Annotated in this window: 19 protein-coding genes and 2 tRNA genes; 10 read left to right on the top strand and 11 right to left on the bottom strand. The window is 61.1% G+C overall.

The window, feature by feature from the left end:
- Positions 1–125: 125 nt before the first annotated feature.
- Together ACM62R_RS13845 and ACM62R_RS13840 are read right to left on the bottom strand one after the other, a co-directional pair.
- Positions 126–200, bottom strand: a tRNA-Val gene (locus ACM62R_RS13845).
- Positions 201–213: 13 nt separating this feature from the next.
- A complete protein-coding gene (locus ACM62R_RS13840; protein WP_415184631.1) occupies positions 214–579 on the bottom strand; it encodes an HU family DNA-binding protein in 366 nt (121 codons plus the stop codon).
- Between the two features lie 292 nt (positions 580–871).
- Here ACM62R_RS13840 and ACM62R_RS13835 point away from each other — a divergent pair, with 292 nt between their 5' ends.
- The 3 genes from ACM62R_RS13835 to ACM62R_RS13825 are packed head-to-tail and all read left to right on the top strand — an operon-like array spanning position 872 to position 5,014.
- Positions 872–2,911, top strand: coding sequence for an AAA family ATPase (locus tag ACM62R_RS13835; RefSeq protein ID WP_415184630.1), 2,040 nt, complete (start codon positions 872–874; stop codon positions 2,909–2,911).
- On the top strand, positions 2,911–3,801 hold the full coding sequence (locus ACM62R_RS13830) for a hypothetical protein (RefSeq protein ID WP_415184629.1): 891 nt from the start codon (positions 2,911–2,913) through the stop codon (positions 3,799–3,801). Before ACM62R_RS13835 ends, ACM62R_RS13830 begins: the two co-directional genes overlap by 1 nt.
- Positions 3,802–3,832: 31 nt before the next feature.
- Entirely contained in the window at positions 3,833–5,014 is a 1,182-nt protein-coding gene (locus ACM62R_RS13825) for a DUF2235 domain-containing protein (protein WP_415184628.1), read from the top strand.
- A 468-nt stretch (positions 5,015–5,482) separates the two neighbouring features.
- Here the strand turns inward: ACM62R_RS13825 and ACM62R_RS13820 are convergent, their stop codons facing one another.
- The 8 genes from ACM62R_RS13820 to pdxH all read right to left on the bottom strand — a co-directional run bounded on the left by ACM62R_RS13820 (position 5,483) and on the right by pdxH (position 13,495).
- On the bottom strand, positions 5,483–5,749 hold the full coding sequence (locus tag ACM62R_RS13820; RefSeq protein WP_415184632.1) for a phosphoethanolamine transferase domain-containing protein: 267 nt from the start codon (positions 5,747–5,749) through the stop codon (positions 5,483–5,485).
- A gap of 48 nt (positions 5,750–5,797) precedes the next feature.
- On the bottom strand, positions 5,798–6,040 hold the full coding sequence (locus ACM62R_RS13815) for a hypothetical protein (protein WP_415184627.1): 243 nt from the start codon (positions 6,038–6,040) through the stop codon (positions 5,798–5,800).
- Between the two features lie 292 nt (positions 6,041–6,332).
- Complete coding sequence (locus ACM62R_RS13810; protein WP_415184626.1) at positions 6,333–7,010, bottom strand: DUF2270 domain-containing protein; 678 nt, start codon at positions 7,008–7,010, stop codon at positions 6,333–6,335.
- A gap of 467 nt (positions 7,011–7,477) precedes the next feature.
- Positions 7,478–11,170, bottom strand: coding sequence for a vitamin B12-dependent ribonucleotide reductase (locus ACM62R_RS13805; RefSeq protein WP_415184625.1), 3,693 nt, complete (start codon positions 11,168–11,170; stop codon positions 7,478–7,480).
- 481 nt (positions 11,171–11,651) lie between these two features.
- Positions 11,652–11,728 (bottom strand) — tRNA-Pro (locus ACM62R_RS13800).
- Positions 11,729–11,770: 42 nt separating this feature from the next.
- Positions 11,771–12,241: a DUF192 domain-containing protein gene (locus ACM62R_RS13795; RefSeq protein WP_415184624.1), complete on the bottom strand. Its 471-nt coding sequence runs from the start codon at positions 12,239–12,241 to the stop codon at positions 11,771–11,773.
- Between the two features lies 1 nt (position 12,242).
- Positions 12,243–12,776: a cold-shock protein gene (locus ACM62R_RS13790; protein ID WP_415184623.1), complete on the bottom strand. Its 534-nt coding sequence runs from the start codon at positions 12,774–12,776 to the stop codon at positions 12,243–12,245.
- A gap of 113 nt (positions 12,777–12,889) precedes the next feature.
- A complete protein-coding gene (gene pdxH, locus ACM62R_RS13785; RefSeq protein WP_415184622.1) occupies positions 12,890–13,495 on the bottom strand; it encodes a pyridoxamine 5'-phosphate oxidase in 606 nt (201 codons plus the stop codon).
- 129 nt (positions 13,496–13,624) lie between these two features.
- Between pdxH and fabI the strand changes: the two genes are divergently transcribed.
- The 5 genes from fabI (at position 13,625) to trpE (ending at position 19,727) form a co-directional block, all read left to right on the top strand.
- Positions 13,625–14,491 (top strand): enoyl-ACP reductase FabI, encoded by an 867-nt coding sequence (gene fabI, locus ACM62R_RS13780; protein ID WP_415184621.1) that lies wholly within the window; start codon positions 13,625–13,627, stop codon positions 14,489–14,491.
- A gap of 3 nt (positions 14,492–14,494) precedes the next feature.
- The gene (gene gpt, locus ACM62R_RS13775; RefSeq protein ID WP_415184620.1) at positions 14,495–14,998 is read left to right on the top strand and encodes a xanthine phosphoribosyltransferase; all 504 of its coding nucleotides are present in this window, start codon (positions 14,495–14,497) and stop codon (positions 14,996–14,998) included.
- Positions 14,999–15,087: 89 nt separating this feature from the next.
- Complete coding sequence (locus ACM62R_RS13770) at positions 15,088–16,284, top strand: aminotransferase (RefSeq protein ID WP_415184619.1); 1,197 nt, start codon at positions 15,088–15,090, stop codon at positions 16,282–16,284.
- A 67-nt stretch (positions 16,285–16,351) separates the two neighbouring features.
- Positions 16,352–18,202 (top strand): SurA N-terminal domain-containing protein, encoded by a 1,851-nt coding sequence (locus tag ACM62R_RS13765; RefSeq protein ID WP_415184618.1) that lies wholly within the window; start codon positions 16,352–16,354, stop codon positions 18,200–18,202.
- A 13-nt stretch (positions 18,203–18,215) separates the two neighbouring features.
- Complete coding sequence (gene trpE / locus ACM62R_RS13760; RefSeq protein ID WP_415184617.1) at positions 18,216–19,727, top strand: anthranilate synthase component I; 1,512 nt, start codon at positions 18,216–18,218, stop codon at positions 19,725–19,727.
- Positions 19,728–19,824: 97 nt separating this feature from the next.
- Here trpE and ACM62R_RS13755 read toward each other — a convergent pair whose 3' ends face one another.
- The gene (locus ACM62R_RS13755; protein WP_415184616.1) at positions 19,825–21,597 is read right to left on the bottom strand and encodes a divergent polysaccharide deacetylase family protein; all 1,773 of its coding nucleotides are present in this window, start codon (positions 21,595–21,597) and stop codon (positions 19,825–19,827) included.
- A 150-nt stretch (positions 21,598–21,747) separates the two neighbouring features.
- Between ACM62R_RS13755 and ACM62R_RS13750 the strand changes: the two genes are divergently transcribed.
- Both ACM62R_RS13750 and trpD read left to right on the top strand, forming a co-directional pair.
- Positions 21,748–22,341: an anthranilate synthase component II gene (locus ACM62R_RS13750; RefSeq protein ID WP_415184615.1), complete on the top strand. Its 594-nt coding sequence runs from the start codon at positions 21,748–21,750 to the stop codon at positions 22,339–22,341.
- Positions 22,338–23,055, top strand: a 718-nt coding sequence (trpD, locus tag ACM62R_RS13745) for an anthranilate phosphoribosyltransferase (RefSeq protein WP_415184614.1), incomplete at its 3' end; no start/stop codon positions are given. The genes ACM62R_RS13750 and trpD, both read left to right, overlap by 4 nt.

Here is a 23,055-nt window from a genome sequence, read left to right as displayed (position 1 = left end):
CATATCACTCATGGCAGCACCCCCTTGGTGCCACAAGTGAATCAGTGACCGCCCGCCTTCGTAAGTGATTTAATGGGTCCAGAGCCTAGCTAAACAAGGGATTTCCAGCATTTACTGGGGGAAAATGGTGGGTGATAAGGGATTTGAACCCCTGACATCTTCGATGTGAACGAAGCGCTCTACCACTGAGCTAATCACCCGGTGAGCGGGCTTTTAGCCGCAGTCGTTGGCTACCGCAAGGGCTTCGTCTTCGGTTTTGGCGGAGTTTTTGTCAGCGGTATCGGAAGGACGTATCAGCTTGACGATCAGCATCTCGCCCATTTTTCGATCAACCTGACGGCTGACTCGGGCTTTGCCAAGGGGCGGCACTACTACCGTCTCTCGGGCGGCCAGCGCATCGCCCAGGATACGCAGTGTTGCCTCGATCACGTCGCGCGCCTCTTTTTTGCCCGCACCCGTCGCAGCAACGACACGGTCCAAAAGGTCCTTCTTGCGAAGGGTCACGGTGTCGGCCGCGCTTTCCTTGTCCGTGGAAAGCGGCGCTGGCGTCTTCACCGCGGGGGGTGCCCCGGTTTTCACGGGGATTTTTGGGGAAACAGATGCCTTGCCGGTGCCGGCAGGCGTTTTTTGACCTGCTTCAGGCTTGCCTTTGGCAGATTTCCTATTCGTCACATTAGCCATTTCAAACGTCCGCTCCCGTTTTTGTCTTGTGCCGGATGCTAGGCGGCGATCACCGAATAATCCATAGATCAAATGGATCCGGTCACATCACAATCAAATAGACTGTTAAAATCGGCCTCGTCTTGCACTGCACTTTGCGGCGGCGAATGGTTTTGGCGGCATGTGCGCAGATCGAATAAAGAGATGACAAATGGCTGCGAAATCCACCATCATCAAGACAGGTTGCGAAAAGGTTTTTGTGATGCAGCGCGTCGTTCGCCCCGAGACCCCTCCTGAGGTTCTGTCGCGCCCTGAATTTGGCGCGATGCGGTTGGCTTATCATGGCTTTCTGGCGCTACCGGCGAACCGCCGTACCCAGACCCGCCCCCCCGATCGCCATCTACCCGATGTGCCGGGCCTGTTGGCCGCCGTGGCAGAGCCCTTTGGTGGATCATGCGCCTTTTGCGGGATCGAGAAGGCGCAGGCCGTCTACCGGTTTCGCCCGACCGGCGATGCCCGACCCATAGAGACGAAAGCTAGCCCCGACACATCGCTGCACTACGGTTGGCTGGCGGATGCCTGGCAAAACCTTTACCCGATATGCCGTGGATGCAGGCCCGCGGACCCCACAAATTTTCCGGTTACCGGCAAGCGGGATCCTATTCCTGGAAAGGCAGAATACCTTTCCTATCAGCAGGCAAACTCTGGTCACTGGCCGTATCCGATTGAGGACTCTGCGGTGCTGATTGATCCTTGTGCCGATGATCCTGCGCAGGCCATGATGTGTGCGGCGGATGGCCAGATGACCGCGCTGAATGAACGTGGCCGCCTTACCATTGCGCATTTCAACCTTAATCGCGCCGCCCTTGTTACGGCACGGGCGACGGGGCCAAACGCCACAAGGCAGAGGCCAACGCGCAAGGTGCGGGCCGCGAAAGCCCCCCATGAATGGGAACTTGCCAGTATCAAGATCGAGAATTTCAAGGCGATTGAGGGTTTGCACCTGGATATGCCCGAAAGGCCCATGGGCGGGCCGCCCCGCGCCCCGGTCTTGTTGATCCTGGGTGAAAATGCGGCCGGGAAATCAACGATCCTGGAGGCGGTCGCATTGGCGCTGATGCCTGATGCCGCGCGGCGGCAACTGATGCCGGATCCGGCGCCGTTGCTTTTGAACCCGCGGTATCTGGGCAGCCCTGACCTGCCTGTCAGGCGGCAAGGGTGCGTCAGCGTGCATTTTGTGGACAAGGACGCAAAAGCCGATGTGACACTGCGCCTGACATCGGCAGGGTTTACCACTGAGCGGGGTGCCAAAGACTTGCCGCAGGTTTTTGCCTATGGCGCCTATCGTCACTACCTTGACGGGGTGCGCAGGCGCAGCGCAAGCCGGGGGGTGGTCTCACTTTTCAAGTCGCAAGAGCAGCTTTCAAATCCCCGCGATTGGTTGGTGGCGCTACCCGACCGCCGGTTTGATGAGGTCGTGCAGGCCCTGCGCTTTGTCTTTGGTGTGGATTTTGAGGCGATCCGGCGGCGCGACGGCGATTGTTTTGTCGTCACCCTGACCGATGGAGTTGAGCAAGAGACCCCGATTCTGGCCGTCTCTTCGGGGTTTCGCACTGTGCTGGCGCTGGTTTGCGATGTGCTGCGCTGGCTGCTGGAGGCGCCGGCGACCAAGGCCCTCAAAATCGACAACATGCCCGCGATAATCCTGATTGACGAGGTGGAGGCCCATTTGCATCCGCGTTGGAAGATGGCCATTGTCGAGGGGCTGCGACAGGCTCTGCCGGCAGCAACCTTTCTGATGACAACGCATGATCCGCTCTGCCTGCGCCGCGCAGCGCCCGGCGAAGTGCGGGTGATGACCCGGCAACGCACTGAGGGCGAGCGTGACAGCGACGTGGCCGTGATCGTCGAGGCGCTGGACAGCCTGCCAGACATGGGGGCGCTGACGGTCGATCAGCTGTTGACGGCGGATTTCTTTGGTTTGGGCGACACCGACGACCCTGATACCGTGCGCGCGCTGGATAGTCTGATGAACCAATCCGCCAGCGGAATCGCCAACCCCGATGCCACCCCCGGCGTGATGCGCAGGCTTCAGGCCAAGCTGCTGCAAGACCTTCCCATAGGCCGAACCGAGGTTGAACGCATCGTGCAAGAGGCCGTGAAGACCTACCTGACAGAGCGGCGCAGCCGCAGGCCGGCGTGGCGCGACAGCACACGCGACCGCATCTTGACCCTGCTGCGGGATCTGTGATGCGACAGGTGGACCGCAAACGTGTCGCCGTGCCGGCAAGCCTGATCCCCCACAGACCGGGCCGCAGCCGCCAAAGCATTGGCGCAAACGAACTGGCCAAGAACATTGCAAAATTCACGGCGGGGCATTTGCAGGAAATGAAATTTGCCGCCTATGGCCAGGACAGCGTCAAAGCGGCGCTGCATGCCTTGTTCCACGGCAAATGCGCCTATTGCGAATCCTTCTTTGACGCCACTGCCCCGGTGGATGTTGAACACTTTCGCCCAAAGGGGCGGCTGGCCGAAGATAAGGCGCACCCCGGTTATTGGTGGCTTGCCGCCGATTGGGACAACCTTTTGCCCTCTTGCATTGATTGCAACCGACGGCGGCGGCAAACCCATGCCCGGGCCGATGGCGCGCCGATGGCCGAAAGTTCGGGCAAACAGGACCAGTTTCCGATGGATGGCCCCTATATCAGCGACTATGAGGCCGATATCGCGTCGGAACGCCCACTATTGCTGAACCCCTGCCGCGATGACCCCGCGCAGCATTTGACGTTTCGGGTGCTGCCCGATCCGCTTTTGGCGCTGGCCTTGCCGCGGGATCCGCCCGATGCGCCCCAACGCGGGGTGGCGGCAATCCGGGTTTACGGGTTGAACCGGCTGGCCCTGGTGCAAGAGCGCACGCGCATCCTGCGCCGCCTGGAGTTGCTGCGCGATGTATTGGCCCAGCTGGATGAGGCCGCCGCCTTGATCGAGGCATCTGCCGATCCTGCGGCAAGACGCGCCCTTGCCCCCATCAACGCCGCCGTGGACCGGTTATTGAATGACATGAAAGGTATGGCCGCCGAAACCGAGCCCTACAGCGCAATGGTCACCGAATGGCTGCGCTACTGGGCCGATGATCTGTAACAACCCTTCCCTGACCTGAAAAGGATATCCGATGCCCAAGACAATCGTGATCCTGCTGGATGGCACCTCAAATACCATCACTGAAAAGCGGACCAATATCCTGCGTCTCTATGGCTGCCTACGCAAAAACGAAACGCAAACCGTCTATTATGATCCAGGCGTGGGCACGATTGGCATTCCGGGCGTGTGGTCGCGCCGCGCCCAAGCGGCCTCAGAGGTGTGGGAAATGGCCTCCGGTATGGGCGTCGATGACAACGTGAAAGAAGCCTACCGCTTTCTTGTTGAGACCTATGAGGACGGCAAGGCCCACGATACCGAGCGCGACCGGATCTGCATTTTCGGGTTTTCGCGCGGGGCCTACACCGCGCGGATGCTGGCCGGATTCATTCATACCATCGGGTTGTTACCGCCGCGCAACCTCAACCTTCTTGACCATGCCTGGCGCGCCTACAAGCGGATCGGTGAGACCGAAAGCGATGCCGATTTTGCAGAAGTACGCCTGTACGAGCGCATCCTGGATCCTGACCGCCCGCCGATCCACCTGCTTGGCCTTTATGACACGGTGTCATCAGTCATCGAACCCGGCCCCGGAATTGTGCCGCGCCTGCGCCATCATGCCTTCACGACACACAACCCCTCTGTGGCCCATGTGCGCCATGCGGTCGCACTGGATGAACGGCGGCGGATGTTTGAGCCTGTGTTATGGCCCGAAGGCAAGGATCACTTGCCGCAGCGGTTCCAACCCGGCACGGCAATCGCACAGGATGTGCGTGAGGTCTGGTTTACCGGCTGTCACGGCGATGTGGGCGGTGGCCAGCCAGAGGCCGCCTCGGCACTTGCCAAGATACCGCTGCTATGGATGATCGAGCAAACAAAGGCGCTTGGCCTGGATTACATAACCCAGACCGTAAACCGGCTTGTGCGTGGCGCCCATCAGGGGCAACCCTATGTCGCCCCCGATGCGTTTGCCCAAATCAACGAGTCAATGAAAGGCGCGTGGAAACTGCTGGAATACCTGCCGCTTCCAACCAGCAATGAGGGGCTGAAGCTGACACGCGGCCGGCGACGGCGCCTGCCCGCTGGCCTGCGCATCCATGCCTCGGCGGTGGCCCGTCACAAGGCAGAGAGTCAAAAACCCATGCCGTTCCCGCCCGACTACCGGATAGAGGGCGATATAGCGGATTGGACCCCGGCCCAGCCGTCAAATTCATGATGCCCCCGCCGCGCCTTCCAGCGGTCTTCCCCCGGGCTTACTGCCGCACACGCAACGCGCAAAGCCCCCCATAGTGACAATAGGCGCCAACCCCGGGCGGAACGGCATGGATGACGCCGCCTTGAAGACCCGACCAAATCCCCGTTATAGGATCACAATCACGCAGCTTACTGCCGGTAGTCAGGTTAAAAAAAGAAAGGCGCGATGGTTAAGGCTGCTTATTCCACGGTATCCGCCCTGCCCTATTCCCGCAATCCGACGTTGGCACGATCGTGATACGGATCGCCAAAGAGGTATCAGTTTTCACCTCTGTGGCAGCCATCGGTCAGGTCCTGTTTGGGAACGACGCTGTCGCTATGAACATCTGTAAGCCGCAAAACCGTGCTGAATATGATGTCATGGCTTGCCGGAATATCCATCTTGGCCGCAATGCAGCCGACAGCGGTGCGCCGCGTTGCTGCGCGGCCATCAGCGTTTATCGCCGCGCAACGTGACTGAAAAGGTCGAGAAATCCAGCGTCAGCAGGCCAACACACAGCACCGCCGCCCCTATCACACTTGCAGCCCAGATCTGTCCCGCGCGCAGGGGCGCCAGACGTTTGACCCGAACAAAGATCACCACCAATGCAGGCAGAATTCCGGCCCAAAGCACATGAAACAAAAAGCTGCGCGTGATAAGATGTTTGGATTGCGTGACCGTGGTCGTGATGGCGCTCTGGATCACCTCCCGGTCAATGGTCGTGCCCGGGAGTATCCTGGTAAAACGACGTCACTGCCCCGAGGATCAGCAAAAACACCAGCACCGGTTTTGCAGCCAGCGGACCGCAAAGACGGTGATGATCAACAGGGTCAGCGCAAAGACCGCGCCGCCAAACACGGCAACCGTGCCTGTTTTGCCCACAAACGCGGCCATGCTGCGCGCCAGGAATGTGGCGCTATGCAGGGCCATGATGGCCCCGGCCACAAGGATATTGAGCAGCAATGGCGAAAGGCTGAACCGCCTATGTTCTGATATTTTTCGGGGCATCAAAGGGCAAAACCTTAATGTGATCGGGCGCCTTTATTTTGCCCCTGAACGCCTGTCCTCTAGGTCTTTGTGTGGCTTGCTTCAACTGGAATATTCACAGTGGGACAGCTACCTTAGGCGTGGCCGCAACCATAGGAACATCAGTGGGCATCCAACAAAATCCCATGCGTATCAAAGGCTTCAACGCCCGCCTTGTTCGCTTCGCGTCCCGCGGGGGTGTTGGCGCGATGGCGCTGATTGGTGCTTTCTTTGGGGCAACGGTCAGGCCTCAGCGCAGGCACCAGGCGGCGCCTCACCCCATGTCAGAGCGCACAACACGCGACCTCGCGCGGTGTCTGTCGCCGCGCCAACTCAGCAGGGAAATTGCCCCCCAGGCAAGGCAATATATCAAGCCCATCCCAAGAACATATTGCCCGCCCAACGGGCCGATAGCCGCGCGGTCTATCAATTGCGACGCACTGGTCAATGGTTCCGGGTGCACCACCAATTTACCGATATATGCCGTGCTTTGGATCAAAAGGATCCAGAAATAATTTCGCCGGATGCGCCGCCCAACCGCCACCGCCATCGACACATGGTATCTCGGCTTCCAATAATCTTCGGCCAAAACCCTTTGCCAACCTTCCTCCATATGCAGATCGCCGTCGTGCAGCATCGGTGCGAAAAAATGCACCTCCATCCATCTGCAGCGCGCACGCCAGACGTTGAAGTAACGGTAACGGCGTGCCTCCAGCATCAGAAAGAACAAGATCAGCACCCCCACAAGTATCAGCGGAAGAGGGGATGCGGTCGGGGATGAAAAAGCGATGGATAGCGCAATGCCCAACGTTACCACCGCCCAGTTCGTGGTCGTGTCAAGCCGCGTTCGCCACACGGTCGATCTGTAGACTTCGCCGCGATAAAGATGCGCAACCGCCCCGATTTCGGCGGCGCTCAGCTCTTTTCTCTGCTCGGAGTTCTTAACCGTCATCAAAGCCCCCCACAGAGCAACATTGCACGCCAAGCGTGGGCGGCACAATGCTTTCCCCGCCCTGATCAAGGTTCATCAATTTTGAATTGGCCTTAAGCCGCGCCGCAACAAGATCACCAAATACTCTTGGGCAAGGCGCTGATGTGATTGCGGGCCCTGGCTGGCCTGTGAGCTGAAAGGCGATTACGGCCGCCAACAGCGATATGCCATCCAAAGCGATCCGCAAACAAATCGGCCCCCTCCAAGAGGGGGCCAGTCTCGCCGGTCAGGCTCATCGTTGTACCGCCCGGGTTTGTTCTGCCTGGGCCTTCGCGGCGTCAAGGGCGACCGCAGCCGCCCCGGATCCAAGTTTTGCCATGCGGCTCTGCCAAATCAGCGTGGGGACGCGCTAACGCAGACAGCCGCCATTTCTGTCGAATGTTTCCACCCGAAAAACCGCTGCCCATAAACCGGGCAAACTGCTCCTGTTAACTACACCCGCTTGTCGCGCCGCAGGTGTTGCACTTCATGCAGGTACCGTTTCTGACCAGTGTAAAGTTTCCGCATTCGCCGCAGGCTTCGCCCTCATAGCCCTGAATCCGGGCCTTGGTGCGCGCGTCCATGGTGATCATCCCCGAGGCCAGCGCGGTAGACGCCTCGCCGCTGGGTGCGTTCATCGCGGTTCCGGGCACAAGCGTGTTCAGCACTACGACAGGGTCGGTCGCGCCGGACAGGGCGGTTGCGCTGATCCCGCCTTGAAACACCTTCAGTTCCTGCGGCAGACGTTTGCGCAGATAGCCCGTTGAGGAAATCTGTCGCAGCACCTCAAGCGATTTGCTGGCCGCCAGATTGGAAGGCTCTGAGATGTTGCGCTTGCTTTCGTCGGTGCCGCCGCCCAGATCATCGAATGACGCGCCTTGCGGCTTCACATGCGCCAGATCCGTGCGGTCAAGGTAAGACACGGCAAGTTCCCGGAACACATAGTCCAGAATCGAGGTTGCATTCTTGATGCTGTCATTGCCTTGCACCATTCCGGCCGGCTCAAACTTGGTAAAGGTAAAGGCCTCAACGAACTCCTCAAGCGGCACGCCGTATTGCAGACCAACAGAAACCGCGATCGCAAAATTGTTCATCATCGCGCGGAAACCGGCGCCTTCCTTGTGCATGTCGATAAAGATTTCGCCCAGCTGGCCATCAACATATTCGCCGGTGCGCAGGTAAACCTTGTGCCCGCCAATCATCGCCTTTTGGGTATAGCCCTTGCGCCGTTGGGGCAGTTTTTCGCGGTGACTGCGCACGATTTCCTTGACGATGACCTTTTCTATGATCTTCTCGGCCAGAACGGCGGCCTTTTCCTGCTGACTGCCCGAGGCAAGAATTTCTTCTGCTTCCTCGTCATCCTCGACCAGCGCCGAGGCCAGCGGTTGGCTGAGTTTTGATCCGTCGCGGTATAGTGCGTTGGCCTTGATCCCAAGGCTCCAGCTTAGCTCATATGCCTCCAGCGTTTCCGAAATGCTGGCGGAATTAGGCATGTTGATCGTCTTGGAAATCGCCCCCGAGATGAACGATTGCGCCGCCGCCATCATGTGAATGTGGCTGGCCACCGACAGATAGCGCTTGCCCTTTTTGCCGCAGGTATTGGCGCAGTCAAATACGCTGTAATGTTCCGGCTTCAGGAACGGCGCGCCTTCCAGCGTCATCGTGCCGCAAACATGGTCATTGGCAGCGTCGATCTGTGCGCGGGTAAAGCCCAGATGGCGCAGCATGTCGAAGGTGGGGTCGTTCAGCCTTTCCGCCGGAATCCCCAGCGTCTTGGTGCAGAAATCCTCGCCCAGCGTCCATTGGTTGAACACAAAGCGGATATCAAAGGCCGAGGGCAGCGCGGCCTCGATCTTTTCCAGCTCGCGCGGGCCAAAACCGTGGCCCACCAGCGCACTGGTGTTGATACCGGGGCAATTGCCGATGCTGCCATGACCCACCGCATAGGCGATGATTTCCTCGATCTGCGCCGAGCCATACCCTAGCGTCTCCAACGCGCCCGGAACCGAGCGGTTGATGATCTTGAAATAGCCGCCGCCTGCCAGTTTCTTGAATTTGACCAGCGCAAAATCCGGCTCGATCCCGGTGGTATCACAGTCCATCACCAGCCCGATCGTGCCGGTCGGCGCAAGGACCGATACCTGTGCGTTGCGAAAACCGTGTTTTTCGCCCAGGGTCAGCGCCTCATCCCACGCCGTTTTGGACATGGAAACAAGGGTTTGGTCGGGGCAATTCGCGTGATCCAGCGGCACCGGTTTGATCGAAAGCGAGTCGTACCCCTCGGTCTTGCCATAGGCTGCGGTGCGGTGGTTGCGGATGACGCGCAGCATATGGGCGCAGTTGCGCGCATAGCCCGGAAACGCCCCCAATTCGCCCGCCATCTCGGCCGAGGTGGCATAGGAAACGCCGGTCATCACCGCTGTCAGCGCACCGCAAAGGGCGCGGCCCTCGGCGCTGTCATAGCTAAGGCCCATGTTCATCAAGAGGCCGCCGATATTGGCATAGCCAAGGCCCAGCGTGCGGAAATCATAGGACCGCTGCGCGATTTCCTTGCTGGGGAACTGCGCCATCAGCACCGAGATTTCCAGCGTCACCGTCCACAGACGGGTGGCGTGGACATAGGCATCGGCGTCAAACTTGGTGTCCTTGTAGAAGGTCAGCAGGTTCATCGAGGCCAGGTTGCAGGCCGTATCGTCCAGGAACATATATTCCGAACAGGGGTTCGAGCCACGGATTTCCCCGTCTTCGGGGCAGGTATGCCAGGCGTTCACCGTGTCGTGGAACTGGATGCCGGGGTCGGCGCAGGCCCAGGCGGCATGACCGACCTGATCCCACAACTCGCGCGCCTTCAGTGTCTTGGCAACCTTGCCATCGGTGCGCCGGATCAACGCCCAATCGGCATCATCCCTGACCGCTTGCAAAAAGGCATCCGTCACCCGGACCGAGTTGTTCGAGTTTTGCCCCGACACGGTGATGTAGGCTTCGGAATCCCAATCCGTGTCGTAGGTCGGAAATTCGATGCTGGTATAGCCTTGGCGCGCATATTGCAGGATACGGTTGGTGTAAGTATCGGGGATCATCGACTTTTTTGCAGAACGGATCGCCGTTTTCAGAGCTGCGTTCTTGGCCGGATCGACCGAATCCTCCGACGCGCCATCCCACTGGCGGATCGCGGAGAAAATCTCGTTCAGGCGCAACTCGTGCATCTTTGAGCCGGCAACAAGGCTGGCCACCTTCTGCTCTTCGATGACCTTCCAGTTGATGAACTGTTCGACATCGGGGTGATCCATATCGCAGATCACCATCTTGGCCGCGCGCCGCGTGGTGCCCCCTGATTTGATCGCACCGGCCGCCCGGTCACCAATTTTGAGAAAGCCCATCAACCCCGAGGATTTACCCCCGCCCGACAGTTTTTCCCCCTCGCCGCGCAGCGACGAAAAGTTGGTGCCGGTTCCCGAGCCGTATTTGAACAGGCGCGCCTCGCGGACCCAAAGGTCCATGATCCCGCCATCGCCCACCAGATCATCCCGTACCGACTGGATAAAGCAGGCATGCGGCTGCGGGTGTTCATAGGCGCTGTCTGATTTGGTCAGCTTGCCCGTGGTGAAATCCACATAGTAGTGACCCTGCGACGGGCCATCGATACCGTAGGCCCAATGCAGGCCCGTGTTGAACCACTGCGGGCTGTTCGGCGCGGCCATTTGATTGGCCAGCATATAGCGCATTTCATCGTAATAGGCGCGGGCGTCGGCCTCTTCGGTGAAATAGCCGCCTTTCCAGCCCCAATAGGTCCAGGCACCCGCCAGACGGTCGAACACCTGCTTGGCCGAGGTTTCGCCTACGAAACGCTCGTCTGCGGGCAGCGCACCCAAAGCCGCCTCATCGGGAACCGAGCGCCACAGAAATTCGGGCATGCCCTTTTCCTTGACCTTCTTCATCCGCGCCGGAACGCCCGCCTTGCGAAAATATTTCTGCGCCAGAACGTCGCTTGCGACCTGGCTCCAGCCGGCCGGAGTTTCGACGTTGTCGTTGTGAAAGACGATCGTGCCATCAGGGTTGCGAATCTCGGAGATGGTGGTCGTAAAGGCGATCTCGCCATAGGCGCCGGTGTCGGCCTTGGTAAATTTACGCTCGATCTTCATGGTCTTGTGCCCGTCCCTGTTTTCACGGCCGTCCGCCCCAAATCGGCCAAAACTCCACAGCCTTTGTGACTGGATCACAAAGCGCAGACCGCTTCTGCGGGCCTGACCTGTTCTGCGGTAGTTTCGACGTCGGCGCGCACTACTATATATGGTGGCTAAATTGCTGACTTACACAAGATGCCGCAGGGTTGCGGCCCGGTCAACAAAGTTTTTACACTTTTCATCGCCTTTTTAGGCTTGACGTGGGTAGCCCGCCAAAACCGGAATTAACCTTTTGATTCATCCACAAGCGTCGCGGCAAGGTGGCAGCAAACCCCAGATGCGGCTTTCCTCTTGAATCCGGCATGTTTGCGACCGAAAGCTGCCTATCTGGATTAAATCCATCCACAGCCCACAACATCTTGTGGATATACCGGGCGTTGCCAAATCAACACAGTGCCATAAAACGGCACCGATCCTGCAAGATCAAAAATTGGAAGGATGGTCGGGGCGATAGGATTCGAACCTACGGCCCTCTGGTCCCAAACCAGATGCGCTACCAGACTGCGCTACGCCCCGAACAACCCCTTCCTAACGGCCCTGCGCGGTCAAGGAAAGGGGTCACTCGCACGGATAGAGTGCAATTTTTGACTCAATTCGCGGATGCGCCAGTTCCGCCCCCGGCTTCAGGCCGATACGCGCCGCCAGACCGCCGTTTATTTCCAGAACCATCAATACCGCCGCCCCCGAGGGAATCGGCGTTTCATCAAAAGGCACCGCCCCGTCATGCACCCGCACCACGCGGCCCTGTTGGTCAATGAACACCATATCCAGCGGCAGCGGCGTGTTTTTCATCCAAAAGGCAACTTCTTGCGGCTGCTCATAGATGAACAGCATCCCCGCACCCGACGCCAGTTTTTGCCGCCCCATCAGGCCCTTGGCCCGTTTACCCGGATCATCCGCAATCTCGACCGAGAACCGCGCCTGACCGCCCTCAAAGCGAAATAGCGCCAGATCGTCACGGCATTGCGCCTGCGCGGCCTGCGCGCCAAACGCAATTGCAAACGCAGCAACAGCCAAAACCGCCCGCATCTTAGCGCGGGTCCCGCACGGCGGCCTCCCAGGAAATGACCTGCGCGGCCATCCGGCCCCGCTTGCCCTCGATTACCCGCAGGCAAACGGCCTCGCCGGGGCCAAGGTCGGCAAAGCCCGATCGGCGCAACACCTCTATATGGACAAAGACATCCTCGGGGCGGCCAAAGACATTGGCAAACCCGAATCCCTTGACCTTGTCGAACCATTTGACCCGCGCCGGTTCAAGCGGCAGCGCAGCGATTTCGGCAGGGTCATTGTCGCCCAGATCTTCGATGTGTGATTCGCGCTCGTTTTCGGGGGGTGTTATCGACAAAACGTCTACCGCTTGCGCGCCGCGCTGCGTCGTCTGAACCGTCACTTCTATCTGCGAATTATCGGCAACCGATCCCTGGCCATAGTTGCGCAGCACATTGGCATGCAACAAAATGTCCGGGCCACCATCAGAATCCAGAATGAACCCGAACCCCTTGGCGGGATCAAACCATTTAACACGCCCCACAATTGTGCGGAGCTCTGATTGTTCGCCCGTCATGTTACTCGCTTTCCGTCACACAGCCACATTTCGCGCCACTCTCACATAGCTGCGCCAGGATTCAAGCCAAAAAAGTAAGGTATTCCATACCGTATCGTTCACAACGAAAAAAGTCAGGGATTCAGACGCTCTATATCCCAGCCTTCTTGCAATGTTGCACGGCGCCAGCGAAACCTGTCATGCAGGCGAAATGCACCGTCCGCCCAGAATTCAATCTCAAGCGGCTCCAGCCTGATCCCGCCCCAAAAGGACGGGCGTTTTGGGTTGGGGCCTTGGGCGGCTGTTACCTTGGCGACTTCGGCCACCAGCGCCATGCGTGATGACAGCGGTTGGCTTTGCTGCGAGGCCCACGCCCCAAGGCGGCTTTTCAGGCTACGCGAGGCATAATAGGCATCCGCCTGCGGTCCCTCTTCGCGCGATGTCAGCCCCCGCACCCGGATCTGCCGGCGCAGACTTTTCCAGTGCATCACAAAGGCGGCCTTGCCTGCTTGCGCGATCTCGACCCCTTTGGCGGAACCGTAGTTGGTATAAAAGACAAAAGCTGCCGGCTCGATCTCTTTCAACAGAACCATGCGCGCATTGGGCAGCCCATTGGCATCAACGGTCGCGAGGGCGATCGCATTCGGGTCGTTGGGTTCTTCGTGCTCGGCCTTTGCCAGCCAGGCCCGCGCTATGGCAAAGGGGTCTTCGCCTGCGAATATTCCGGTTCTGTCGTTCATGGTCTTCCTGTTCAATGGTCGGGTACGCCCAAAAATCTGCCAGCCTTCGGCATCCTCAGTGCTGGCCTTGATGCGAACATAGGTTTCGCCTAAAGCTTGCGTCTAAATCAGAGAACGCGGGGAACGTTTATGTCAAGCGAAGTGATAGCGGGCAACGGGCTGTCTAACAACCTGCTGGTGGGCAAGCGTGGGCTGATCATGGGTTTGGCCAATGACAAATCCATCGCCTGGGGCATCGCCAAGGCCTGCGCCGATGCGGGGGCGGAACTCGCGTTTTCGTATCAGGGCGAGGCGCTGAAAAAGCGGGTGGGCCCTCTGGCCGCGTCTATCGGCATGACCGAGATGGTCGAATGTGACGTATCGGACGAAGGCTCGCTAGATGCGCTTTTTGCCCATCTGGAAAAGGTCTGGGGCACACTGGATTTTGTGGTTCATGCCATCGGCTTTTCCGACAAGAACGAATTGCGCGGCCGCTATGTGGACACCTCGGCCGAAAATTTCCGCATGACGATGGATATTTCTGTCTACAGCTTTACCGCCGTTTGCAAACGCGCCAGCGCGATGATGCCCGATGGTGGCAGCCTCTTGACGCTGACCTATTACGGTGCGGAACAGGTTATGCCGCATTACAACGTGATGGGTGTGGCAAAAGCGGCGCTGGAAGCAAGCGTGAAATATATCGCGGAAGATCTGGGCAAGGTCGGCATCCGCTGCAACGCGATCTCGGCAGGGCCGATCAAGACGCTGGCCGCCAGCGGCATTGGCGATTTCCGCTACATCATGAAATGGAATGAACTGAACAGCCCCCTGCGCCGCAATGTCACCCAGGAAGAAGTCGGCAAAGCCGCACTTTATCTGCTGTCGGACCTTGGGTCCGGCACAACGGGCGAAAACCTGCATGTCGATGCGGGCTATCATGTGGTCGGGATGAAGGCCGTGGATGCGCCCGATATTGCCACCGTGACCGCCCCCCCCTCTGCCAACAACAAGGAGTAAGCGATGACCGACCGGCTGCCGCACGAAAAGGGCTTTCACGTCTCTTGGGACCAGTTGCACCGCGATGCGCGGGCGCTGGCCTGGCGGCTGGACGGCAAGGGGCCGGCTGACGGCGGCTGGCGCGCGGTGGTGGGCATCACCCGCGGCGGGTTGGTTCCGGCGATGATCGTGTCGCGCGAACTCGATATCCGCGTGGTCGATACGATCAGCGTGAAAAGCTATAGCCATCAGGACCAGCGCGAGGCAACCGTGACAAAGGCGCCGCAAGCCGATCTGATGGGCGATGGCACCGGCATCTTGATCGTCGATGATCTGGTCGATACCGGCAAGACGCTGGAACTGGTCCGAAGCCTTTACCCAAAGGCGCATTTTGCCACCGTCTATGCAAAACCCAAGGGCAAGCCCCTGGTGCAGACCTATGTCACCGAGGTCAGTCAGGACACCTGGATTTTCTTTCCCTGGGATATGGCGCTGCAATATGTCCAGCCTTACCGCGGCATTGACTGAAATACGCCGCAGCGGCATATTTTTTACAACGGCTTTCCCCATTCCGGGCGCCCTCGCACCTGAATGAAGCTGCACAAAAGAGGCCCGGAATGCGTATAGCCCCGCTCAATCCCGCCATAGCCGGGACATCTGTCCCCCCGGTGATGGAGGCGCGGCGCTGGCTGGGTGGCGTTACCTTTCCGCCAGATCGGCCCTTGATCAACGTCAGTCAGGCGGCCCCCCTGGACCCACCCCCCGAAGGGCTGCGCCGCGCGATTGCCGAGGCGGCGCTGAACGACCCGGCGGCGCATCTCTATGGCCCGGTGCTGGGGATGGCGGCATTGCGCGCCGAGGTGGCGGCGCAATGGTCGCGGGCCTATGGCGGCCAGATTGCCGAAAATCAGGTGGCCATAACCCAAGGCTGCAATCAGGCATTTTGCGCGGTAATGGTCACTTTGGCCGGGGCGGGGGATGAGGTTATCATTCCAACCCCTTGGTATTTCAACCATAAAATGTGGCTTGATATGCAAGGGGTCAAGGCGGTTTCGTTGCCAACAGGCGCCGGGCTGATCCCGGATCCGCAGGCGGCCGCGGCGCTGATCGGCCCGCGTACCAAGGCGATTGTGCTGGTCAGCCCCAACAACCCCGGCGGCGCGGAATACCCCGCCGAGACAATCCGCGCGTTTCGCGATCTGGCCCGCGCGCGCGGGCTTGTGCTGGTCATTGATGAGACCTACCGCGACTTTGACGCCCGCACCGGCGCGCCGCACACCCTGTTCACCGATCCTGACTGGGCGGGGGGTGGCACTGATCCGGGGTTCGTGCATCTTTATTCCTTTTCCAAGGCCTACCGCCTGACCGGGCACCGCGTGGGCGCGATCGTTGCCAGCACTGCCCGGCTGGCCGAGGTTGAAAAGTTTCTGGATACCGTCGCCATTTGCCCCGGTCAGCTGGGCCAGATCGGCGCGCTTTGGGGGATGCGCAATCTGTCTGCGTGGGTCGCGGCGGAACGGATCGAGATCTTGGCGCGCCGCGCGGCAATATCCGCCGGTCTGGTCACCCTGCCCGGTTGGAAAACCCTGGGCTGCGGCGCCTATTTCGCCTATGTCGAACACCCAAGCCCCCTGCCCGCGCCGCAGTTCGCGCAAAATCTGGTGCGCGAGGCGGGCGTTTTGCTGCTGCCCGGTACCATGTTCATGCCCGTAACCGACCCCGCCGGACAGCGCCAGTTACGCATTGCTTTTGCCAATATTGATACCGCAGGCATCGCCCTCTTGATGGGCCGCCTGCGCGCACTGACGTTCTGAGCCTTGCGGGTGCCCCGCTAACCGCCTAGAACCCCCAAAACAACGCCTTTCGGGAGGGGGAAAACCCATGTCCAGCAGCCTTCGAAGCCAAGGTAAGAATACCATCGTCTGGATCTTGATGGGATTGTTGATCCTGGGGCTTGGTGGCTTTGGCGTCTCCAACTTCTCGGGGTCGGTGCGCAGCATCGGCAGCGTGGGCGAAACCGAGATTGACGTGAATGATTATGCCCGCGCGCTGCGGTCTGAGCTGAACGCAGCCTCCGCACAGTTGGGCCAGCGCATCGGCATGACCGAGGCGCGCACCTTCGGGATTGACCAGACCGTGCAGGCCCGGTTGTTTGCCGCCGCGGCCCTCGATGAACAGGCCCGCAAGATGGGCATTTCGGTGGGCGACGGCGAAGTGCGCCATCAGATCCTGGAGACCAAGGCCTTTGCCGGACTTGACGGTAAGTTCGACCGCGAAACCTACAAACTCGCCCTGCGCCAACAGGGCCTGACAGAGGCCGAATACGAGGCAAAGCTGCGCGCCGAATCTGCCCGAATGATCGTGCAGGGCGCCATCGCGGGCGGTGTTCCGGCGCCGGCGCCCATGGTCAACCGCTTTACCGCCTACCTGACGGAAACCCGGGCGATCAGCTACGCCGAAATCACCACCACCGATCTGACTGCCCCCCTGCCAACCCCCGATGACGCCGCGCTGCGCGCCTTTCACACCGACCATGCTGACGAATTCACCCGCCCAGAGACGCGTGAAATTTCCTATGCGTGGCTGTCACCCGAAATGCTGCTGGACAAGGTGCAACTGGACGAGGACGCCCTGCATGCCGCCTACGAGGCGCGCCTGTCGGAATTTGTGACCCCCGAGCGGCGACTGGTGGAGGAACTGGTCTATCCAACCACCGAAGAGGCCGCAGCGGCAAAGGCGCGCCTTGACGCAGGCGAGGCCAGCTTTGCCGATCTGGCCGCCGAACGCGGCCTGACTCTGGCCGATATCGACAAGGGCGAAGCCACCAAAGCGTCGCTGGGCGCCGCCGGCGAGGCGGTGTTTGCGCTGGAAGAACCCGGCGTCGTTGGCCCGGTGGACAGCGACCTTGGCCCCGCACTTTACGCGATGAACGCCATTCTTGAGGCGCAGGAAGTCACCTTCGAGGACGCCCGCGAAGAGTTGTCATCCGAAGCGGCCCTTGATCAGGCGCGCCGGATGATCGTTGACCAGTCGACCGGATTTGACGACCTGCTCGCAGGCGGTGCCACGCTGGAAGACATGGCAAAGGAAACCCCGATGGAACTGGGTCATATCGCCTTTACCGCCAATAGCCAGGACGGAATCGCCGCCTATGAGGCGTTCCGCGCCGCCGCCGCCACCGTCACCCAGGATGATTTCCCGACCCTGGCCAGCCTGGATGATGGCGGCGTATTCGCGCTGCGTCTGGATGCCATCAAGGCCCCCGAACTGATCCCTTATGACGAGGTCAAGGACCGCGTTGCAGACGCTTGGAAAACGGCTCAAACCCATCAAATGCTGCTCGCAAAGGCCGCGGAAATGGTCGCCCGTATCAACGACGGTGCAACCTTGTCCTCCCAGGGCTTGCTGACCACCGCGGTTGGCAAACTTCCGCGCGGTGGTTTTATCGAGGACGCCCCAAGCGATCTGTCGCAGGTTGCCTTCACCCTTGAGCCGGGCAAGGCGGCCGTCGTCGATGCCGACGATCAGGTCATGGTGGTGTCGCTGGATGCGATCCACCCCGCCAACCCGATCGAGCCTGACGTTCTGGCCGTGCATGATGCGGTTGAGCGGCAACTGTCGCAGTCGATCTCACAGGACCTTTATGAACTTTACGCCCGCGCCGCCGAGATCGAGGCGGGCGTGACCCTCAACACCGCCGCAATCAACGCTGTTCAGGCGCAGCTACAATGACCGGAGGCCGCCCGTGGTAGCCCTTTCCCCCTCATTCGAGGTGTTCGAGGCCGGCTGGGCCGAGGGCAAGAACCAATTGGTCTATGCCCGGCTGGCGGCCGATCTCGATACGCCCGTATCGCTGATGCTGAAACTGGCCGATGCCGCCAAAAACTCGTTCATGCTGGAAAGCGTGACCGGCGGCGAGGTGCGGGGCCGCTATTCGGTTGTGGGCATGAAACCCGATGTGATCTGGCAGTGCCGGGGCACGGCGGCACAGATCAATCGTCAGGCCCGTTTTGACGATGCCTTCACCGCCCTGCCCGGCCACCCGTTTGACAGCCTGCGCGCGCTGATCGCTGAAAGCCGGATTGAGCTGCCCGATGGGCTGCCGGCAATCTCGGCGGGGCTCTTTGGCTACCTCGGGTATGACATGATCCGGCTGGTCGAACACCTGCCCGACGTCAACCCCGACCCGCTGGGGGTGCCCGATGCGATGCTGATGCGCCCCTCGGTGGTCGCGGTTCTGGATGGTGTGAAGGGCGAGGTCACGCTTTGCGCCCCCGCCTGGGCCAGCAACGGGCTGTCGGCGCGCGCCGCCTATGCACAGGCGGCTGAACGCGTGATGGACGCGCTGCGTGATCTTGACCGCCAACCCACCGCCGCCGCCCGCGATCTGGGCGAAGCCGCACCCGTCGGCCCGATGGTGTCGAACTTCACCCACGAAGGCTACAAGGCCGCCGTCGAAAAAGCCAAGGATTATATCCGCGCAGGCGACATCTTTCAGGTCGTCCCCAGTCAACGCTGGACCCAGGATTTCCCGCTGCCGCCCTTTGCGCTTTATCGTAGCCTGCGCCGCACGAACCCCTCGCCCTTCCTGTTCTTTCTCAACTTCGGCGGCTTTCAGATTGTCGGCGCCAGTCCTGAAATTCTCGTGCGGCTACGCGATAACGAAGTGACCATCCGCCCGATCGCCGGCACCCGCATACGCGGCGCCACCCCGGCCGAGGACCGCGCGCTCGAAGCCGATCTTCTGTCCGACAAGAAAGAGCTGGCCGAACACCTGATGCTATTGGATCTGGGCCGTAACGATGTGGGTCGGGTTGCCAAAATCGGCACCGTCCGCCCGACCGAAAAATTCATCATCGAACGCTATTCCCACGTCATGCACATCGTCTCGAACGTGGTGGGTGAACTCGCCCAAGGCGAGGATGCAATCTCTGCACTTCTCGCAGGCCTGCCCGCAGGCACGGTTTCAGGCGCCCCCAAGGTCCGCGCCATGCAGATCATAGACGAGCTGGAACCCGAAAAACGGGGCATCTACGGCGGCGGCGTCGGCTATTTTGCCGCCAATGGCGAAATGGATATGTGCATCGCCCTGCGCACCGCCGTCGTGAAAGATGAAAAACTCTACATCCAGGCCGGCGGCGGCGTGGTCTATGACAGCGACCCCGAATCCGAGTTTCAGGAAACCGTCAACAAATCTCGCGCCCTACGCAAGGCGGCAGAGGATGCGGGCCTGTTCACTGCGCGCCGCAACGGCTGACCGCCCCGCCCCGCCTACCGCTGAAAGCCTCGGCTTTTTTTTGGCCTAAATACTCCGGGGGCCCGGGGGCAGCGCCCCCGGCCACTCAAACGACATCCTATTCGGCGCGTAAAGCTACCGCCGAAACCGGTGCCAGCACCACGCCCTCGGCGTTTTCAGCCTGCCAGCTCAGCAGGCCCGCAACCGACTCGGGCCAACCATGCAGCATCACTACCACCGATTGCCCGCGCGCCGCCTCGAACCGCGCGCGGTCCAGACGGTGTTTGATCGCCGGGGCCATTTCCCGCCCGGCGTCCAGCACCCGCCAGACCTTTGCCCGCGGCAAACCGGCCTTTTGCGCCTGTTGCCAGCCGGGGTTCAATCCGCCGCTCTGCGCCAACAACCCCAACCCTTCGCGCTTCAATATCCCTACCAGTTGCTCGGCAAACATCCGGCTTTGCTGAAACAGCCCGCTTTCAGGCTCGACCACCGCCACCGCTTCGGGGATTTCAGCGCGCCACGCCTCGACAGAAACTTCCACATCCTGCGGCGCCGCGCCGTTTGGCATATCCGTGGCCAGGATCGCCACCTCAAACCCCGCGGCACGAAAATCAGCCGCAGCCAAGGCGGCATCCGGCCGCATCGGATCCAACGCAATGGTCACCGGAAAACTGATGGCTTTCAACGTATTGCGGTCCAATCCCCCCGCTGCGGTGCCTGGATCGATTAGAACAATCGCCAATAGCGGCGCATCGATAGCCGCGGAAAAGGGTTGCGCGAACGCCTCGATCGCCGCGGCCGGGGCGACGGGTGCCGTCATGGGAACAGCGGTTGGGCTGTCAAGGTTGGGCAGGCGATTGACCCTGACCCCCGGCGCATTGACAAAGCCCGGCCGGGCGCCAGCGGCCCCAAAGGGGCGCGCAGGCTCTTGGGTTGAAAATACGGGCGGCAAGTCAGGATCTACCGCCCCTGCTGCTGGCGGTGCATCCGCATCGGATTCGGCGGCCCCCGGCCCGGTGATATCAACCTCGAAGGCGTCGCCATCGGGTCGATCGGTTGTTGCCGTCTCCATTTCAGGTGCCTCAATTTCGGGCATGTCGGGGATGCTTAGCCCGGCTTTCGGGGGGGCAGCATCGGGGATGATCCGGTCCGGCGCGGGCATTTGCCCCTCGGCCGGAACGGGGGCTGGCAGGTCGCCGTCGCCCAATTCGGGCGACATCATCCCCAAAGGTGGCAGGCTCGGGGCCAATGCGGCTGTCGCATTGCTGGCGCCGGGTTCAGCCCGCGCCGGCATGCCGCCGGGCTCTGTGCCGCCTTCTGCCGCCTCAACCGGGGCCAGCACTGGCGTATCGACCTCGCCGGGGGGCGGAACGGGCACGGGCGCTTCGGCACCGGGCAGATCGGGCACTGTGGCGGGCACCGAATTGGGCATCAGTGGCAAGACCGGCCCGGGGGCCACGGGTTGCGGCCGTGCGGGGGGGGCGGTGTCGGCCAAGGCGGGCGCAGGCTCGGTATCAGAGGCCGGCGCGTCTGGCGCTATGGTGGTCTGTGGCGCGGCCTCGTCCGCCGCCGGGCGCGCGGGGGCGGCATCATCTGCGGCACGGGCAAACTCTGACCCGGCGGGCACCTCTATGATACCGGGTGTCACGCCCGGCGTGGGGGTGGGCGTGGGGGTGGTTTTTGCAACCGGCCCCGCCACCGGCGTCATATCGGGTAACACCTCTGGTGTCGGGTCGGGTTGCGGCAGGGGCGCGGGTATGTCTTGCGGCAGGACCTGCGGCAAAACGGTCTGCGGCGGCACCGGCGGCACTGTCATCAGCGACACCAACGCCAACACAAAGGCCGAGATCAGCCCCCCAACCCCCAACCCCGAGATTATGCCCCGCCCCATACACGCCCCCAAATCTGCTCTGCCCGTACCGATGGCCGGGTAAATACTGCCCTTCGCCCTTGACCCCGGCGCGCGGCTCTGCCCATCTATAGCCCGACGAAAAGCCCGGTTCACCCCCTGAATCCGGCAGATCACGGGAAATGCGGACAGATGCTTCTGCTGATAGATAATTACGACAGTTTCACCTATAATCTGGTGCATTATTTTGGCGAACTGGGGGCCGAAGTCGTGGTTCGGCGCAATGACTCGCTGAATGTGCAAGAGGCTATGGGTTTGGGCGCGCAGGCAATTGTGCTGTCTCCGGGCCCCTGCGCTCCAGCACAGGCGGGTATCTGCCTGCCGTTGACGCTGGCCGCCGCCGAGGCAAGTCTGCCGCTACTGGGGGTTTGCTTGGGCCATCAGGCCATTGGCGAGGCTTTTGGCGGGCGCATCATCCGCGCGCCGGAAATCGTTCACGGCAAGATGGGTCAGATCAACCATCAGGGTAAAGGCGTTTTTGCGGGCCTGCCCAGCCCGTTTCTGGCCACCCGCTATCACAGCCTGATCGTCGAGCGTGAAACCCTGCCCGACTGTCTGGAAGTAACCGCAGATCTGGCCGATGGCACAATCATGGGCCTGCGTCACCGCGACCGGCCCATCGAAGGGGTGCAGTTCCACCCCGAATCGATTGCCTCGGAACATGGGCATCAGCTTATCCGCAACTTCCTGACGCTGGCCGGGATCACCGCAAAGGCCCCCGCATGAGCGATATCCGCCCCCTGATCGGCATCGCCGCAGAACGCCCGCTGACCACCCCCGAGGCCGAAGCCGCCTTTGACGCCCTGTTTGAGGGTGCGGCAACCCCCAGCCAGATGGGCGGGCTGTTGATGGCGCTGCGGGTACGCGGCGAAACCGTGGATGAAATTGCCGCAGCCGCCCGCGTTATGCGCGCCAAATGTCACGCCGTGCGCGCACCCGAAGGCGCGATGGACATTGTCGGCACCGGTGGTGACGGCAAAGGCACGCTGAACATCTCGACCGCGACCGCCTTTGTGGTTGCGGGGGCGGGTGTGGTCGTGGCCAAACACGGCAACCGGAATCTGTCCTCGAAATCGGGCGCGGCGGATGCGCTGACCGCGCTGGGGCTGAACGTGATGCAGGGCGTTGACGTGGCCGAACGCGCGTTACGCGACGCGGGGATCGCCTTCATGATGGCGCCGATGCACCACCCCGCGATCCGCCATGTGATGCCGACGCGGGCTGAGTTGGGCACCCGCACCCTCTTTAACCTGCTGGGCCCGCTGACCAACCCCGCTGGCGTCAAGCGTCAGTTGACCGGCACCTTTTCGCGCGCCTGGATCCGCCCGATGGCTGAGGTGCTGGCCGCGCTTGGGTCTGACCGGGCGTGGCTGGTGCATGGGGCCGATGGCACCGATGAAATCTCGATTGCCGGGGTGACCTGGGTGGCGGCGCTTGAAA

The organism is Phaeovulum sp. (assembly GCF_047638075.1).
In the GTDB taxonomy this organism is placed as follows: domain Bacteria; phylum Pseudomonadota; class Alphaproteobacteria; order Rhodobacterales; family Rhodobacteraceae; genus UBA6197.
This window is presented reverse-complemented; position numbering and strand designations above follow the sequence as displayed.